This window comes from Streptomyces sp. WAC00040 (assembly GCF_056835925.1).
The window spans coordinates 292,702-309,822 of record NZ_JAKQZE010000003.1 but is presented as its reverse complement, the minus strand read 5'-3'; the positions used below and the strand labels follow the sequence as shown (position 1 = coordinate 309,822).

Annotated in this window: 9 protein-coding genes and 1 pseudogene; 4 read left to right on the top strand and 6 right to left on the bottom strand. The window is 70.6% G+C overall.

Annotated features, from left to right (window positions below; translation table 11 throughout):
• Positions 1-55: 55 nt before the first annotated feature.
• From MDN94_RS26770 to MDN94_RS26760, 3 genes are all read left to right on the top strand, one after another.
• Positions 56-541 carry an NUDIX hydrolase gene (locus tag MDN94_RS26770; RefSeq protein ID WP_482728463.1) on the top strand — a complete coding sequence of 162 codons (486 nt, stop codon included), beginning with the start codon at positions 56-58 and terminating at the stop codon, positions 539-541.
• Positions 542-599: 58 nt separating this feature from the next.
• Complete coding sequence (locus MDN94_RS26765) at positions 600-1,421, top strand: 3-hydroxybutyrate dehydrogenase (RefSeq protein ID WP_482728462.1); 822 nt, start codon at positions 600-602, stop codon at positions 1,419-1,421.
• A gap of 144 nt (positions 1,422-1,565) precedes the next feature.
• Entirely contained in the window at positions 1,566-3,545 is a 1,980-nt protein-coding gene (locus tag MDN94_RS26760) for a helix-turn-helix domain-containing protein (RefSeq protein ID WP_482728461.1), read from the top strand.
• A gap of 177 nt (positions 3,546-3,722) precedes the next feature.
• Here the strand turns inward: MDN94_RS26760 and MDN94_RS26755 are convergent, their stop codons facing one another.
• Positions 3,723-5,111: an MFS transporter gene (locus tag MDN94_RS26755; protein ID WP_482728460.1), complete on the bottom strand. Its 1,389-nt coding sequence runs from the start codon at positions 5,109-5,111 to the stop codon at positions 3,723-3,725.
• Between the two features lie 239 nt (positions 5,112-5,350).
• Here MDN94_RS26755 and MDN94_RS26750 point away from each other — a divergent pair.
• Positions 5,351-6,482 (top strand): annotated as a pseudogene (locus MDN94_RS26750) (IS630 family transposase).
• 7 nt (positions 6,483-6,489) lie between these two features.
• On the opposite strand, the gene MDN94_RS26745 reads toward MDN94_RS26750, so the two are convergent.
• The 5 genes from MDN94_RS26745 to MDN94_RS26725 all read right to left on the bottom strand — a co-directional run bounded on the left by MDN94_RS26745 (position 6,490) and on the right by MDN94_RS26725 (position 16,998).
• Positions 6,490-6,810 carry a DUF3027 domain-containing protein gene (locus MDN94_RS26745; RefSeq protein WP_482728459.1) on the bottom strand — a complete coding sequence of 107 codons (321 nt, stop codon included), beginning with the start codon at positions 6,808-6,810 and terminating at the stop codon, positions 6,490-6,492.
• Between the two features lie 309 nt (positions 6,811-7,119).
• Positions 7,120-10,152, bottom strand: a complete 3,033-nt coding sequence (locus MDN94_RS26740) for a pPIWI_RE module domain-containing protein (RefSeq protein ID WP_482728458.1) — start codon at positions 10,150-10,152, stop codon at positions 7,120-7,122.
• 82 nt (positions 10,153-10,234) lie between these two features.
• A complete protein-coding gene (locus MDN94_RS26735; protein WP_482728457.1) occupies positions 10,235-13,999 on the bottom strand; it encodes a pPIWI_RE_Z domain-containing protein in 3,765 nt (1,254 codons plus the stop codon).
• Positions 13,992-15,260: a pPIWI_RE_Y domain-containing protein gene (locus MDN94_RS26730; protein WP_482728456.1), complete on the bottom strand. Its 1,269-nt coding sequence runs from the start codon at positions 15,258-15,260 to the stop codon at positions 13,992-13,994. Before MDN94_RS26730 ends, MDN94_RS26735 begins: the two co-directional genes overlap by 8 nt.
• On the bottom strand, positions 15,253-16,998 hold the full coding sequence (locus tag MDN94_RS26725; RefSeq protein ID WP_482728455.1) for a PD-(D/E)XK nuclease family protein: 1,746 nt from the start codon (positions 16,996-16,998) through the stop codon (positions 15,253-15,255). Before MDN94_RS26725 ends, MDN94_RS26730 begins: the two co-directional genes overlap by 8 nt.
• Positions 16,999-17,121 lie beyond the last annotated feature (123 nt).

Below are 17,121 nucleotides of genomic sequence, written 5' to 3'. Positions count from 1 at the left end.
GCCGGTCCGCGGAGGGGTTCGGACGGTCAGGCCGGGCCAGCGGTAGGGTCCGGGCATGGCAACTCCCGATTTCATCCGCGCCATCCGGGCGACCGCCGGCCACCAGCTGCTGTTCCTGCCGGGTGTCAGCGCAGTCGTCTTCGACGACGCGGGGCGGGTGCTGCTGGGCAGGCGCGCAGACACGGGCAACTGGTCGGTCATCGGCGGCATCCCCGAGCCCGGCGAGCAGCCCGCCATGACGGCGGCACGCGAGGTGTACGAGGAGACCGCCGTGCGCTGCGTGGCCGAGCGGGTCGTCCTGGTACAGGCGCTGCCCAGGCCCGTCACCTATCCCAATGGCGACGTGTGCCAGTACATGGACATCACCATGCGCTGCCGTGCGGTGACCGGCGCCGCCGAGGCGCGTGTCAACGACGAGGAGTCCCTCGAGGTGGGCTGGTTCCCCGTCGACGCGCTGCCGGAACTCCAAGACTTCGCCACTTTCCGGATCAAACATGCGCTGTCCGAAGGACCAGCATGGTTTGAACCCACCAAGGCGTAGCGAAGTATGGGCTGCGACCACATCGGTCGACGGATGATCGCTGCCTAATGTGCCGGACATGACCGCGCCCACCACACCGCCCGGCACCCCCGTCCCCGCAGCCGCGGCGTCCACCCTGTCCGTCGACCTCGGCGGCCGCACCGCCCTCGTCACCGGTGCCGCGGGCGGCATCGGCCGCGCCTGCGCCCTCCGGCTCGCGGCCGCCGGGGCCAAGGTCAGAGCCGTCGACCGGGACGCCGACGGACTGGCTGCGCTCGCCGCGCACAGCGAGGGCCTCGCCGGGGCCGTGGAACCGTACCTGCTCGACCTCACCGACCTGGACGCCGCGGAAGCGGCGGCCGCCGGCACGGACATCCTCGTCAACAACGCGGGCCTGCAATTGGTCCGGCCCATCGAGGACTTCCCGCCGGACGTCTTCCACACCGTGCTCACGGTGATGCTCGAAGCCCCGTTCAGACTGATCAGGGGCGCGCTGCCGCACATGTACGCACAGGGCTGGGGCAGGATCGTCAACATCTCGTCCGTACACGGACTGCGCGCCTCCGCCTACAAGTCCGCGTATGTGGCTGCCAAACACGGGCTCGAAGGACTCTCCAAGACGGCCGCCCTCGAGGGCGCACCGCACGGCGTGACGTCCGTCTGCGTCAACCCCGGCTATGTGCGCACACCCCTCGTCGAGAAGCAGATCGCCGACCAGGCCGCTGCGCACGACCTGCCGGAGGACCGCGTGCTCACCGAGGTCCTCCTCAAGGACTCCGCGATCAAGCGGCTCGTCGAGCCGGAGGAGGTGGCGGAGGCCGCCCTGTACCTCTGCTCGCCCCAGGCCTCCTTCATCACCGGTACGTCCCTGACCCTCGACGGCGGCTGGACGGCTCACTAGGCGTATCGATCACGGCGCGTGTTGCGCCAGGCGTCACGACAGGCTGTATCGATCAGGAGCGGATCCAGCCCCTGTCCTCGGGCGGTACCGCATCGTTGTCCACAGGGCTGGTGCGACCGCCCGTACGGCAGGAATCCTGTGTCCATGTCCCACGATCAAGCCCACTACCTGGAGCTCCTCGCACGCGGCGCGGCCGCCGACGCGTACGACAGGCCGTTGCTCCTCGCCCGCGCAGACGGCGCCGGGCCCGACCAGCTGGCCGCGCTCGAACACGCCAAGCAGCTGGCCCTGCGGGTGCGGGCCGAGCTGGAGGGGCGCAGGCGCCGCGAGGCGGAACTGTCCGCCCTCTTCGAGACCGCGCACGACCTCGCCGGTCTGCGCGACCTCGACGCGGTGCTCCGGGCGATCGTGCAGCGGGCCCGGTCGCTGCTGGGCACCGAGGTCGCCTACCTCAGCCTCAACGACCCCGAGGCCGGCGACACCTACATGCGGGTCACAGAGGGCTCGGTGTCGGCCCGGTTCCAGCAGGTGCGGCTCGGGATGGGGGAGGGGCTCGGCGGCCTCGTCGCCCAGACCGCGCGGCCCTATGTGACGGAAAGCTACTTCGACGACGCCCGGTTCGAGCACACAGGGACCATCGACGCCGCGGTCAAGGACGAGGGCCTCGTCGCCATCCTCGGCGTGCCGCTCATGCTGGGCAGCCAGGTCATCGGCGTCCTGTTCGCCGCCGACCGGCGCGCCAGGGTCTTCGAACGGGAGCAGGTCGCGCTGCTCGCCTCCTTCGCCGCCCACGCGGCCGTCGCCATCGACACCGCCAACCTCCTCGCGGAGACCCGCTCCGCGCTCGCCGACCTCGAGCGGGCCAACGCGATCATCCAGGAGCACAGCGGCGTTCTGGAGCGCGCCTCGGACGTCCACGACCGTCTGACGGAGCTGGTCCTGCGCGGCGGGGGCGTCGATGATGTGGCCGCGGCGCTCTCCGAAGTCCTCGACGGGACGGTCGAGTTCACCGCGGGCGGCCCGGACACCGCGCGCGCCGGCGGCCATGCGACACGGCACGGCGACGACTGGGTCGCCGCCGTCGCCGCGGGCGGGGAGGTCTTCGGCTCCCTGGTCCTGCACGGGCAGCCCGACCTCGATCCCGCAGGCCGCCGCACCCTCGAACGCGCCGCGATGGTCACCTCCCTGCTGCTCCTCGCCGAACGGTCCGCCCACGACGCGGAACAGCGGGTGCGGGGCGAACTGCTCGACGACCTGCTCGACTCCCCGGACCGGGACCCCAGGCTGCTGCGGGAGCGGGCCGCCCGGCTGCGGGCCGACCTCGACGCCCCCCATGTGGTGCTCGCCGCCCGGATCGACGGCACGGCGGAGGAGACCGCCACCCGGGCAGAGGCCACCCGCGCCGAGCCCGGCGCCGGCCGTAAGCCCGGCGCGCGCGGTGGCTCATGGAGCCGTGCGGGCTCTCTCGACGGGGCAGCCGTCTCCGCACGTGAGACGGCGGACCGCCGACGCCTGTGGTCCGCTGCCTCGCACTTGGCCGCGACCCGTTCCGGTCTCGCCGCCGCACGCGACGGCGGCACGGTCCTGCTCCTGCCCCTCGGCCCCGGCGACACGGCGGCGGACCTCGCCCGCCAGACCGCCCGGCAGCTGAGCGGCGCGCTCCGCGAGCCGGTGACCGTCGGCGCCTCCTCGCCGGTCGACTCACCGGCCGAAGACCCGGCGCCGGTGGCAACGGCCTATGCCCAGGCCCGCCGCTGCCTCGACGCCCTGCGCCTCCTCGGCCGCTCCGGTGAGGGCGCCGCGGCGCAGGACCTGGGGTTCCTCGGGCTGCTGCTGGCCGACCCCGGTGACATCGACGGCTTCGTGCACCGCACCATCGGGGAGATCATCGGCTACGACCGGCGGCGCGGTACCGACCTGGTCGGAACCCTGGACGCCTACTTCGCCAGTGGCATGAGCCCGGCCCGCACCAAGGACGACCTGCACGTCCATGTGAACACCGTGGCCCAACGGCTCGAGCGCATAGGCCGGTTGCTCGGCCCCGACTGGCAGGCGCCGACGCGGTCCCTAGAGATCCAGCTGGCGCTGAGGCTGCACGCGATGTCGTCGTCGGCCGGCTCCTGAGCCCCTGCCCACCTGTACGGGCGACCGCGTGTCCCGTTCTGCGGGGGCCGTGAGCCCATGTTCCCGGCCGTCCATGCGGTCCCCACCGCCTCTGTATACGCGAACGGCGCGGACCCGTCCGGGCCCGCGCCGTTCGCGTATATGGAGGGGCCGGCCGACCGGCCGGCCCCCACCGGGTCAGACGGTACGGGCGTCCGCGGCGGCTGTGGCCGGAGCGTCCTCGACGTCGTGCGCGGCGCTGTCCAGCGTGGTCAGGTCCCGCTCCCTCGTCTCCCGTGCGCAGGCGATGGCCACCACGGTGAGCAGGGCTGCGGCGATCACGTACAGGGCGATGGGCGTCGACGAGTCGTAGTCGGCCAGCAGAGCAGTGGCGATCAGCGGTGCCGGCGCACCGGCGGCGACGGACGAGAACTGCGCGCCGATCGAGGCGCCCGAGTAGCGCATCCGCGTCGCGAACATCTCGGAGAAGAACGCCGCCTGGGGCGCGTACATCGCACCGTGCAGCACGAGACCCACGGTGACGGCGAGGAGCAGGGCGCCGAACCCGGCCGTGTCGATGAGTGCGAAGAACGGGAACATCCAGGCTCCGACGCCGATCGCGCCGATCAGATACACCGGCCGGCGCCCGATCCGGTCGGACAGCGCACCCCACAGCGGGATCACCGCGAAGTGCACGGCGGAGCCGATGAGGACGGCGTTGAGCGCGGTCTGCTTGCTCATGTCCACGGCGGTGGTCGCGTAGACGAGGATGAACGCGGTGATCACGTAATAGCTGATGTTCTCCGCCATACGCGCGCCCATGGCGATCAGGACATCGCGCCAGTGGTGACGCAGCACGGCGATGACCGGCATTTTCTCCACCTGGCCGGCTTCCGCCTTGCGCTGCTCGGCCTGGGCCAACGCGGCCTTGAAGACCGGCGATTCATCGACAGAGAGACGAATCCACAAGCCGACGATCACCAGCACGCCGGACAGCAGGAACGGTATGCGCCAGCCCCATGAGGAGAAGGCGGCGTCCGAGAGCAGCGCCGTGAGCGCGGACAGCACACCGGTGGCGAGCAACTGCCCGGCCGGGGCGCCCGTCTGAGGCCACGAGGCCCAGAATCCGCGCCGCTTGGCATCGCCGTGCTCAGACACCAGCAGCACCGCGCCGCCCCACTCGCCGCCGAGCGCGAAACCCTGCACGAGCCGCAGCACGGTCAGCAGGACCGGAGCGGCGGAGCCGATCGTCGCATGGGTCGGCATGAGTCCGATCGCGAAGGTCGCACCGCCCATCATGAGCAGGCTGAGCACCAGCAGCTTCTTACGTCCGAGCCGGTCCCCGTAGTGTCCGAAGACGAGCGCGCCGAGCGGACGCGCGGCGAAGCCGACGGCGTAGGTGAGGAACGAGAGGAGGGTTCCGACCAGCGGGTCCTCATCCGGGAAGAACAGCTCGTTGAAGACCAGGGCGGCGGCGGACCCGTAGAGAAAGAAGTCGTACCACTCGATGGTCGTGCCGATGAGACTGGCGGCGACGATGCGCTTCAGCGAGCTCGGCGCTGGTTGAGCGGTTTCTGGGGCGGCCATGTACACCACTTCCGGACAGTTGGCAGGGACGTTTGCGTGTCGCCACACCGTAGAAACACGCAGGTCAGGCGCACATGTGGCGGGGCAACATAGTTCAGAGGTTGGTTGTACGTGTGGCCACCATGCCCGTTCATTGAGCGCTGGTTCAGGGGCTAGTGCCGCATCAGGCAACGTTCGCCCCGTCGTGACGTGTCGCCCGGTTGCTGCGCCGGGCGGCATCGGACCGCCAGAATGATCATGTGGTTGAACGCGTGCAGGTCCGGGAGATCGATGACGACGAGGGCAGACGGTTGCTGCGGATCGTCCGCCGGGGCACTGGGTCGGTGGTGACCTGGCGGCGGGCCCAGATGGTGCTGCTGTCCGCGCAGGGCATGCCGGTGGCGAAGATCGCCGAGGTGACGTTCACCAGCGCGGACCGGGTCCGCGACGTGATCCACAACTTCAACGCCGCCGGCTTCGAGTCGCTCTACCCCAAGTACAAGGGCGGCCGGCCCAGGACGTTCACCCTGCCCGAGCGCCGGGAGATCAAGAAGACCGCCAAGTCCAAGCCGGCCGAGCACGGCCTACCGTTCTCGACCTGGAGCCTGGCGAAACTGGCCGACTTCCTGGTCGCCGAGGGGTGGTCGACGACATCAGCCACGAGGGCCTGCGCATCCTGCTCCGCGAGGAGGGCGTCTCCTTTCAACGCGTGAAGACCTGGAAGACCTCCCGCGACCCCGACTACGCGGCCAAGAAGGCCCGGGTCGAACACCTCTACGCGATCGCCGACGGCGAGGTCATACCCGAAGAAAGCGAGCCCGAAGCCATCTTCTGCATGGACGAGTTCGGCCCCCTCAACCTCCAGCCCCACCCCGGACGGCAGTGGGCCGAACGCGGCGGCCGGCACAAGGACCCCGACCGCGAGCCCAGGCCCGGCGGCGAGCGACCTACACCCGCCCGCACGGGGTGAGGCACCTGTTCGCCGCCTACGACCTGGCCAAGGACCAGCTCTACGGTCACATCAAGAAGACGAAGAACCGGTCGAAGTTCCTGGAGTTCTGCCGCTACCTGCGCTCGCTGCACCCGCTGGACGTGCGCATCGCGATCGTCTGCGACAACTACTCGCCGCACCTGACGACCAAGCGGTGCCAGCGGGTCGGTACCTGGGCTGCGGCGAACAACGTCGAGATCGCCTACACCCCGACCAACAGCTCCTGGCTCAACCGGATCGAGGCCCAGTTCACAGCTCTGCGCTACTTCGCCCTCGACGGCACCGACCATGCCAGTCACAAGGCCCAGGGCAGCATGATCCGCCGATACATCATCTGGCGGAACAAGAACGCCGCAGACGAACGCCTCCACAGGGTCGTGGCCAGAGCCAACGTCGCCTGACCGGCCGCTACCCGAACGAGCCGTCGGTTCGACCCGCGAAGCTCGCACAGCCGTCGTGCTCGAACCGCACTCGCCCGTCGAATGACGAGCCGGGGTTGCTGCACGCCCCGTAGTCCTGGCCGAGCTGCCCGCTCAACACGATCCAGAAGCGGCATCCTCCGCACTGGGCGTCATACCACTCGTCCCGGTAGTCGGAGTGGGCCGTCGAGCGGTTCAACGAAGCCCGCCAACGCGCATGACACCGATCATTGTGATCTTGATCGTCACCAGTCCAAGGTTCACCCTCGGCCACTCTCGATGTCCCCCCGCCCGTTCGATCCGAGACCATCAGTCCCGGCGCTTGCCAGTGATCCTCTCACCGAGAAACAGGGCGAAGGTTCTCTGATACGGCACTAGGAGGGGTGAAGCGACTGGTGTCGGAGAGGCATAGCTTTTGACGGTGTCATGCCGACCCCCGTGCGGGTTTGGTGCTGACTACGTTCCGTAGAACTTGGCAACCGGTCACGGTGACTCAAGGAGCTCGGCAATCCTCCGCTGGACCCGCACAGGAGCACAGAAAGGCGAAAGGAGGGACTGTCGTTGCTCTCTCAGAACCACAGGTCCTGGGGATATCCGTGCGCATATGTCGATCCCGTCGTCAGTCGTGGGCAGTCTCGGCCTCGTCGTCCGGCGTCGTGGACAGTCCGGCCGCGTCGGCGAGATCTGGGTCCTCCGTGCTCTGGTCTCCAGCAGGTGTGTCCGACTCCTCGTTCGAAGTCCGGTCGCCGTCGGCGAGTGTCGGGAGGACGTATGCCTGGGCCAGCCCCGCGAGGTGGAGGGGGAGGGGGAGAGACAGGGAGGCGGCGTAGTCCGGGGCCTGGCGGAGCTGGTGCATGGCGAGGGCCAGCGCCTCAGGGGCGTCCGGCTTTTCCAGTACGGGGGCCGCGGAGTCGTCGTCTTCGTGGCAGCCAAGTACCGCGATCTCCACCAGGGTCGGGTTCCAGGCGCTGGTGCCCGCCTGCGAGGTGAGGTTGCCTGCCGCGTTGACCCGGGTGGCGAGGCGGTCGAGTGCGGGGGAGATCGCATGGGTTCCGGGGCGTTCGGTGGTGCTGTAGAAGACCCGCTCGCGCGACGAAGCCCCGTCCCCGTAACGCTGCTGTGCCCAGAAGCCAGCCGGCTGTCCGTGGGGCTTGCCCGGGTCGGCCAGCCCCCACCACTGGGCGCTCTCGCGACCGCCGCATCCGCGCACGCGTACGAGGCGCAGTTCGTCGTCCAGTCGTCCTGCCGGGGCGTGGCCGGTCTTGATCAGATCGCGTTCGGTCTGGCCGTCCTGGAGCCAGGGCCAGTGCAGTCGGCTGTTCTGAGCGTGGGTGATCAGTGCGGTGGGTTGCCCTCGGAGGGAGTGCAGCACGCGTTGGAGGAATGCCGCGGTCTCCCTGCGCTGTTGGGCGAGGTTGCTGCGCCACTGCTTGCCGGTGACCCTAGAGGCATCGGGACGTGCGTCATCGTCTGGAGTCCCGGGTTCCGTGAACGCTTCGGGGTCGATCTCCGCCTGTTTCACCAGACCGAGGAGGAACTGCGGATAGGGCACCCATTCCCCCGCGGTGTCATCCCAGCCGCGTACGGCCGCGAGGCCTTCCCCGGCCGGGAGCGGGGTGACCAGGACGGCCACAGGCAGGTGTTTGGGCAACCGGGTCGGGCCGTCCTTGCGACGTTTCACCATCCACACCGCCGCGTATTGCAGCGAGTCCGGAAGATCGTCACCGAGGGTGTGCTGGGGCAGGACGCGGACGCCGAGTTGGCGCAGTCCGTCGAGCCACGAGCTGCACGTGCGGTGGTCGAGGCTCTCCGCATTGTCGATCTGCCGGTCGGTGGACGAGGTGACGACGAACTGAGTCAGCAGGCCCGCGTCGGCGCACCCGAGGCGGATGGCGAACTTGGGGTCCGTCGACGCCGGGCGGAACGTGCTGCGGTGGGCGACTTCCACGAGGGCGAGTTCGGGCCGGGAGGGGTCCGCGCCGTCCGCGCGGAGCCAGGCGCGCAGGGCGCGGCGCCGTTCGGCGACGGCCGCCGCGAGCGCCGCGCCTTTGACCGCCGTGTCGGGCACGAGCCGGTCGCCCAGTCCGTCGGCGAGGGGTAGGCAGCGCAGCCGGAGTGTGACCTCCGTCGTCCGCCACTCCAGGACGACCGGTGCTCCGGGCGTGGCCTCGTCGAAGTCCCGGTCCGTGACGTGGGCGGCACTGGCGCCGCCGTCGCCGTCGAGGCCCAGGGCCTTGGCGAACTGTTCCACCGCCTCTCTGCGTACCTCGGGTGACTGCCACAGCAGCCGGGCCTCCACAACGGGCGGGCCGGCCTGATCTGGGCCGTGGGAGGCGATTCGGGCCTGCGCCGCAAGTGCCACGCGCCGTGCCTGGGTCTCGCGCAGCAACTCGGCTTTCTTGGCCTCGTCGGTCCTCGGCTTGGGCCGCCGGTTCTGCGGCGCGCCGATGCCCTTGGCACGTCCGCGCGTGAGGTCGGGTACCCGGATCAGTGTTTCAGGGAGGGCCTGCTCGGCCCATTCGGTGAGCTGGGCCCGCTGGTTGGGCATGAAGCCGGTGCCGATCTCGTGCTTACCCATTCTAGTGCTGTGGACCACGCTGGCGCGGACGCCGCGGCCCTCGCCGATCCAGGAGACCGGTTCGGTGAGGAGCTGTTCGGGGTCGGGGAAGTTGCCCGCGAGGCTGAGTCCGCGCAGGATGCCGGAGGTGTCGTTCTCCGACCAGACGAAGGTGCCGGCGGCCCGGTCGCGGCGCAGGCGTGCCAGTGCGTAGCGTTCGGTGGCCGGTGCGCCGGGCAGCCAGGGGATGGTGGGCCGCAGGTAGACGGTGGTGGCCTCCCGGTAGGGCAGGCTGAGGCGTTTGGTGGTGGTCCGAGGGTGGGTCGCCCAGCGGCGTACACCCCAGTGCAGGTGGAGACGCGGCCTGGGGTCGAACGGCGTGGTCTGCAGGGAGATGTTCAGAAGGACGGAGAACCACCACTCCTTGCGTTTGACGGTCCGGCACAGAGGCTGCGACATGAGTTCCGCCCCCTGGTCGCGAGGTCCGCGGGGCAGCGCCCGGAACCGCAGCTCCCCTCCCTCGAACGGGAAGGGGTCGAGGGTCAGGATGCGGCGTGCCAGGGCGTCGGTGGCGAGTTGGAACTGGCGCGGTTCCGGGGCGGCAGTGCCGCCCCGGGTGGTCGGGGTGGTGAGGAGTTCGACGCCGCTGACCGGTTGCCACTCGGGCAGGTTCTGCTTCAGCTCGGTGCTGCTCGCGAGCAACAGCGAGCGGAACCGGGGATCCTGTGCGGAGCCCTTGGGACCGAGGGTACGCAGCCAGGCGTCGAGGAGTTGCTGCATGGAACGGCCGGGGAGGGGGTCGGGCGCCGAGGCCGGTACGTACATCCAGAAGTCCTCGGCGGCCTGCGGCCCCGGCTCGACGGGGATACGCGGCCGGGGGCGGACGATCACGTCGGGGGCGAGAGTCTGGAGCACGCCGTCGAGTCGGCGGGTGGGCAGCGTCGGCTGCCGCTTCTCCTCGTCCCGCCCGTGGTTGTGCAGTTCGAGGAGTCCGGCATGCCAGTGTTCGGGGAAAGGGAGCGCGTGGAAGTCCTCGGTCCAAGGGGTGCCCTCCTCGGCCAGGTGATACGCGGATCGGCGGATGTTCTTGTACATGTCGGTTCTCCCTGCGATGTCCGTACGTGGGCAGGTGCGGTTGCCCGCCAACAGTGCTGCCCAGGGCGGTGGTTGGCGTGCTTCAGTCGACCGATCGCGGGCCGGGTGACGTCCCCATGGCACACAGCGCTTCGTACAGCGGGCGGTAGAGCAGCTTGACGAGTGCGGCGTCGGCGGGGTCGGTGCGCGCGCCGTACGCGACGGTGCCGGTGTCGCTTTGGGTGAAGTACGGCGCCAGGACGTCCCGCAGTCGGACGAGTAGCCCCGGGTCGCCTGCGCGGCGTGGACGCCGGTTCTGGCCGGTGAAGGGGGCCTGTGCTGCGGCGAGTCGAGGTGCGAAGGCCGCGTCGACGAACACGACGCGGGCGGGTACGCCACCGCGGACGAGGCGCCCGATGACCTGCCAGATGGTGACGAGCTGGTCCCAGACGAAGGACTTCTTCTCGTCATCGGAGAGCGAGGAGTAGATGTAGGGCCGTGACAGTACGTGTCGCCACACGCCGCGCGCGGTGGTCCTGAAAGCGCTGCCTGCCGCGTTAAGGTCCCCGGCCTGGGCGACCATGTCGCTGAAGGTCCCTTCGTCCGGCAGCTTCAGTTGACCGCGTACGAACCGCGTCGCCCAGTCGTTGATGGCGAAGACCGCCAGGGAGAGGTCGTCGGGGCGGGGGTGCGGGCGGACCAGGAAGAACACCGTCCCGAACGCCGCCACCTTCTCCTCGCCGGGCCGTTGAGGGGCGGTGAGGATGTTGTGTCCTCGCTCCACGGCGAGCAGGGGCGCCACGAGCAGTTCGGCGTCCGGGTCGTCCGCGAAGGACGCGAGGTCCCCACGCCGGACCGCTCCCGCGCCCGATTCCGTGCCCGGCGCCTGGCTTCGTGCCGACGCCGTCCCGTCGACGGCGGCCTCCAGTTCGGCGTCGTCGGCGGCCAGGACGCGTACGCGGCCACGCCAGCGCGGGATCTCGTTCAGGGCGGTGGCGGCCACTTTGGCTTCCGCGTAGCTGCCCACCAGGAGCAGGGCACGTTTGCGGCGCTGGTCGGGGATTCGGGCGAGTTCGCTCTGGAGAGGGGAGGAATTGCCGTCGATCCGGGATCGGGCGAGCCGGTCGATCATCAGGCGCAGGACGTCCTCGCGCTGGTCGGGGTCCTGGCCGGAGAGCCGGATCGGCTGTCCTGCGGCGTCGTACAGGAACTCGGTGCGGAACACGGTCTTCCGGATGGCGTCGAGAGCCTTGGGCTGCGGTTTCAGTACGGCGCGGACAGGTGCGAGGACGTGGGCCCGGGTAGAGGTGCCGGCCCAACTGGTGCCGGACATCAACAGCACGTGTGGGCCGGCTTTGCCGAGGCCTGGGTCGGCGCCGAGCTGGGGAAGACCCAGGAGCAGTTCCCGGCCTACGCCCGCGCAACGGAAGAAGCGCAGGGTGCCGGTACGGTGTCCGTCCTTGTTGCGGGCGGCGGCCCGTTCGTCCACCAGGTACTGGAAGCCCAGGACGTTGCCCATGGGCGCTTCGGGCAGCAGTGGCGCGTAGTCGAGGGGCGGGCGGCGGGTCAGCTCGTGGGCCGCGGAGTCCAGCCGTAGCGCTGCCTCCACCTGAGGCCACAGGAACGTCACCCGGTCCAGGCGTTGGTGCAAGGCGGCGAGGACGAGGGTGAACTCCAGCCGCCGTGCGTTGAGTTCACGCCACTCCTCGGTGAGTGGTACGTCCTCGGGGGCAGGCTCCTTGCCTCGCTTGGCAGCGGGCATGGGGCGCTGTTCCGGGCCCGGCGCTCCGACGAGGAAGGAGTCGAGGAGCGCGCGGACTCGGCGTCGTGTCCGCTTTTCGTCGAGGGTGTGCAGGACGTCGTGGGCGAGGGCCGTGAGCTCGTCGGCGGGAGTTCCGTAGGGGCCGCGTCCGCCGAGCGGATCGTCGCGGAATGTGTCGAAGAACCCTGTGATCGCGGTGCGTCGCTGCGCCCAGGGAGCGTCGGGGACGGGGGAGTCGCCATCGGCCCCGAGACCTTCCTCGTCCTCGTAGAGTGTGCTCTCGTCCTCGAGATCCCCTGCGTTCATGTTGTCCGGCCGCCCGGCGGCCTGGCCTCGCGTCAGCGGGTACCAGGCGTGCAGCAGCTTCTCCTGGAGGGTCCAGGCACTGAAGTAGTCGATCTGCGCCCAGTCCCGCAGGCTTCCGTCGTCGATGAGCATGGCGTACAGCCGGTCCGCGGCGGTACCTACGACGTCCAGGGCGGCGGACCACCGTTCCACGTCCTGGTCGGAGAGCTGCAGCCTTCCCTGCCGGGCGAGTTCGGCGATCTCGTGGGTCTGCAGCTGGTCGAGCCAGGAGTCGGAGACACCGGTGGTGACGAGCGTGGCCGACGGGGCGAACATCTGGTCGAGCTGCATCTGCACGCGGTCGGCCTCGTCGACGACGACGATGTCGCTGCGCAGGCAGGCCAGCTCCAGATAGCGCAGGCGCTCGGCGTTGAGCTGACGCGGAACCGCAGTCTGGACGAGACTGGCCGGGTTGGCCACCCAGATCAGCGCGTCCACGAGGGCACGGGCGGCGGAGTGCCGGGGGCAGACGCTCCACAGCGGGCAGGCGTGCGGGGTGCCCAGGCCCTCCTCGTCGGTGTCGGTGTCGTCCGTGGCGGCCTCCCTGCCGGCGGCGCCTCGGGCTCGTTCGAGCTCGCGTACCGCGCGCTCGGCCGCGGGCTCCTCGGCGGTCTCCTGGCGCCGAGCGGGGTGAAGGGCACCGCACGGCGCGTCGGTGTAGCGCAGGGGCTCGGACGTGTCGAGCGCGCGCAGGGCGTCGAGCGGGCAGGCGGTGCTGAGGTGGGCGAAGACGGGCCCGGTGTGAGCCAGTAGGGAGTGTTCTCCCCGTGCGGCGAGTCTGCGGTGCAGCCGCTGGGTATGCTGGGGCCGCGTCGTACCCCCCTGCACCAGGGCGGCGCTCAGGCCGAGCGTGCGGAACAGCTCGGTCAGCGTCAGCTGTTCGGCCACGTCGCCGACGACGAGAGTGATGCGCAGGCCGTTGTGGTACGCCCAGACGGCGAGCACGGTCATCAAGGTCGACTTACCGGCGCCGACCATGCCGACGAGGTGTGTGAGTTGGTCGAGCGGCAGCGCGGACGCCGCTTCGAAGACTGTCCCGTCCGGGGTACGGGTGTCGAGGTCGAGTTGGGCGAGGCGCTGCTCCCAGTTCCCCGCCTTGAGCCCGCGCCGCTGCTCCTCCGTGTCCATCCACCGTGCGACGTCGGCGAGTTCGTCGAGTGGCACGTCGAGGGGGCCTGCCGTGGCCGGGCGTTCGGCGGTGAGGGGGTGGCCGGGGAAGGGGTCCCGCACGAGATCGGCGGGGACCGTGACGGAAGTGCGCCGGTGGCGGCGGTCCATGAAGCGGTGTTCGCCCGCCTCCGCCGGGGGAAGCACCTTCGTGGCGAAGCCGGGGAGGTTCGCGAGCGCGTCGTCGTAGGTGGTGAAGCGGTCGGCCGCCACCTTGAGGGGGACCCGGTGGGCGGGCTCCCCGGCCGCCGGGACGCGGTACGCGCGCAGCCGTTCGGGCAGTTCCAGGTAGGCGTCCAAGCTCTGCTGCCACATCCGGCCGCGGCGCATCGGCCAGAGCAGGTGCCGGGCCGCGGCCAGCGCGACCTGTTCGGTGGTGCCAGTGGGGAGCTTCGAGGCCCGTGCGAAGGCGAGGCCGTAGCCGCCGAGGAGCGTCCACGCCCCGTCGGCAGCGTGACCGGGCGCCACGGTCTCCATCAGCCGCAGAGCGAGCTCGACCTGGCAGAGCAGAGCGGGCCGGGTCCCGGCGTGTTCTTCGGGCCAAGGCCTCAGTGCGGCGACGACCGGCTGGTACCAGCTGCTGCGGTCACGCATGGTCTGCTCCCTTCTTCCCGGCGCCGTCGGTCGCCGCCGTCTGACTTTCGGACCGGGACGACGCCTTGCGTGCCCCGCCGTGCTCCCTGGCCGGAGGCACGGTGTGCAGGGGCGCGATGGACGCGTCCGGCCCGCGTTCGCCGGATAGCCGCAGCCGCGCGGTCCGTTTCAGCTGGTCGTCCGTCAGCAGCCGCAGACCGCCCGCCCCCGCGCCCCGCTCCCTGGCGTACATGGCCAGGTAGTCACGGCGGGCGCGCACCCGGAATGCGGGCACCACCCAACAGGCTTCGTCGTACGGGGGCTCGGGGCGGACGGCGGTGGCGGCGCGTCCGAGGAAGGCGGGGTGTGCCCAGTCCTTGACGTCGACGGCCCACACGTGACCGTCGGGGAAGGTGATGCGAAGGTCGTACGCGTCGAAGCCGGGCCACATCTCGACGGTGAGGCCCAGGGCGCGTAGCTCGCCCTCCAGAAAGACCTCGGCGCGTCCGGGCCCGGTGACGAACTGCCGCAGAGGTTTCCGCAGTTGACGCAGCTCGCCCACCTCGGACGCGACGAGTTCCCGGCCGTGCGGTGGGGGACCTTGGTGCCGGCACTGGTCGCGCTCGCACCACCACTCGGTGTCGGACACCGGATGGAGCAGGGTCAGGCAGCGATGACAGCACAGGTACGCGCCGTCCCGGCGGAAGCCGAGGGGGACGGGGGCGTAGATCTCGTCGATGAGAAAGCGCACGGGGTCGAGGAAGAGGTCGGTGCTCACCTCGGCCCAGTCCGCCTCGGTGAGGACGGGCCGATTCACCAGGAGACGACGGAAGGCCGTGTAGGACTCGGGCGACGACACGGCCCGGCAGGCACGCAGGGCCTCATGGATCACCAGGCGGTCGTACTGCCGTCCGGTGCTGTCGCCATATCCCCGAACGGCGAGCTCGTGGCAGAGCTGCGAGGGCTCTCCGGAATCCTCGTCGATCAGCCGGTCCGCGGTGTCGAACAGGTCGGTGGGCAGTCGGTCCAGGGGCCAGCTGCCCAAGGGGCGGGCGCGGGCCCAGCGCATCATCTCGGGCACCCCGGACGGGGGCTTGGCGCCGTTGCGCAGGCACTGGAGTACCAGGGCATCCAGGGCCCGCTGCGCGCCGGCCGGGTAAGGCAGAGTGAAGGAGTCGAGGCGGTCGACGGCCGCCAGGTGCAGTACGGCGGTGGCCACGTCCCGCAGGAGGACGACATCGGGGTTGGACAGCCAGTCCGGTACGAGCTGTTGGTCAGGCATGGGGCGTGGCGTCTCCTCGCGGCGAGGCCTGCGTGTCGTAGCTCGGCGGGCGCGGATGATCGGTGACGTAGGCGGTGCCGGGCCGACACCATGTCCGGGCCTGACAGCCGTGGCAGTGGCGTCCGGTCCTCGGTTCGAAGGTGGTGTCGTCCAGGAGTGGCTGGGCGAGTTCGGCGATGACGGCGCGGGCTTCGTCGACGTTCTCGGCGCGGCCGGGGTCGACGGGTTCGAGCCGACTCTCCCCGTGGCCTTCACGTAGGTGTTCCAGTTCGACCCAGGAGCGGCGCGGGTCGTCGCCGAGCGCGCCCGCGTGGAACAACAAGACACCAAGGGCGAGTTGGGGATAGGCGTGGAGCAGGGAATCGCGTTCCCACAGCGGGCGGGCCGACGTCTTGGTCTCGCGCCAGATCCACCGGCCGCGGTGGGTGTACACCAGGTCGGGTACGGCGAGGACGACGATGTCGAGTTCGGGCACGTAGGCCGTGACCCGATGCTGTACGAGCACCTGCTCGTCGGCGTCAAGTCCGTTGAGGGGGCACAGGAGCCGGTGTTCCGCGAGCATTCCGGCAGCCTCGCGTGCGGAGGTGTCGTCGAGTCCGGCCCTGGCCCCTACCGCCGTCGGCTCGGGGATCTCGCGGTCCCGGCAGCCGCGCACCGGGCGTTCGGCGTGCTGTGCGTCGAGCCAGGCGTCGACGGCTCTGCCGCGCCGTGCCCCCCGGTCCTCGGCCGAGAGGTCGTTGAGGTGCAGTCGCCGCACCAGGTGGTACTGGGCGGGGCACTTGGCGTGCAGCCGCAGGTCCCAGACGGAGACGGAGCGGCGTTGGCGTGCGAGAGCCGGAGGGCTCCCACCCCACAGCCGCGGGGTGCGTTTCAGATCCGTGCAGCCGGCGATGGCCTTGCAGTCGACACAGCTCTCCCCGGGCTGCACGCCGGGTTCGGTGGCAGCAGTGACGAAGGCAGGCACAGCGTCGTCCCTGAAACGCTGCCTTGCCCCGGCGGGGTCCTCGGAGAGCAGCTCCTCCATGGATCCGTCGGCGCACCCGACGTCGAAGACGCGGACCAATCGGGGCAAGCTGGTGCTCTCGGTCGCGGTGGCCGGAGGGTGGGCGCGTTGCTTGCGGCGAGGCGTGGGCGCGCCGAAGGCCATCACCTGTGCCACGGCCCCGAGCTCCGCGTCGGGGCGGCCGGTCTTGGCCCGGCCCATGGAAGGCAGCCACAGGTCGCGCACCCTTCCGTCGGAGGAGGCGTACATGCGGCCCCAGAGAGTGTGCTCGTACTGCCGGGCGCCACGGGCGTCGGGAGCGTCCGTGCGGGGAGTGCGCCACGTCCATGGCTGCTTCACCGGCTTGGTCTCAGGCAGCCCGGCCTCGACGGCGGCCGCCTGTTCGCGGGTACGGGCGGCCACGTAGCGCTCCAGGGAGTGGGCGGTCCAGGCCAGGTGGGCGAGGTGGACCGGGGCGCCCCATCCCCGGAAGGGACCGCGGGTGCCCCGGAGTTCCTCGCGTACCCGCTCCACGGACCATCCGTCGTGTTCCAGCAGGTCGAGGGCGGTGAACAGCGGGCCGAATGCGAACTCCTCGCGGGGTGGCCGCCGGAACGGCACGGCCGGGTCGGCGACGAGCAGAGGCCGCATCGCGGTGCGTCGGTGGGTGGGGCAGGCCGCGTCGTCGGGCCGGGCCATCCGGGGGCTCGCCCTGATCAACCAGTCGTGGCCGGCGACACCGGGTGGGTTCTGCATGGTGACCCCCCTGGCAGGTGGTATGGGCAGGAAGGTGTCCAGAGCAACGGGAGTCCGAGGACGTCCGGGCACCACTAGAGCATGGCACAAATCTGTGAACTGAGTCCATGGACGGCTCGTGTC

What these genes read in the sequence shown, in the direction of transcription:
- MDN94_RS26770 (WP_482728463.1), top strand. Translation starts at nt 56, where the DNA reads ATGGCAACTCCCGATTTCATCCGCGCCATCCGGGCGACCGCCGGCCAC.
- MDN94_RS26765 (WP_482728462.1), top strand. Translation starts at nt 600, where the DNA reads ATGACCGCGCCCACCACACCGCCCGGCACCCCCGTCCCCGCAGCCGCG.
- MDN94_RS26760 (WP_482728461.1), top strand. Translation starts at nt 1,566, where the DNA reads ATGTCCCACGATCAAGCCCACTACCTGGAGCTCCTCGCACGCGGCGCG.
- MDN94_RS26755 (WP_482728460.1), bottom strand. Translation starts at nt 5,111, where the DNA reads ATGGCCGCCCCAGAAACCGCTCAACCAGCGCCGAGCTCGCTGAAGCGC.
- MDN94_RS26745 (WP_482728459.1), bottom strand. Translation starts at nt 6,810, where the DNA reads ATGGTCTCGGATCGAACGGGCGGGGGGACATCGAGAGTGGCCGAGGGT.
- MDN94_RS26740 (WP_482728458.1), bottom strand. Translation starts at nt 10,152, where the DNA reads ATGTACAAGAACATCCGCCGATCCGCGTATCACCTGGCCGAGGAGGGC.
- MDN94_RS26735 (WP_482728457.1), bottom strand. Translation starts at nt 13,999, where the DNA reads ATGCGTGACCGCAGCAGCTGGTACCAGCCGGTCGTCGCCGCACTGAGG.
- MDN94_RS26730 (WP_482728456.1), bottom strand. Translation starts at nt 15,260, where the DNA reads ATGCCTGACCAACAGCTCGTACCGGACTGGCTGTCCAACCCCGATGTC.
- MDN94_RS26725 (WP_482728455.1), bottom strand. Translation starts at nt 16,998, where the DNA reads ATGCAGAACCCACCCGGTGTCGCCGGCCACGACTGGTTGATCAGGGCG.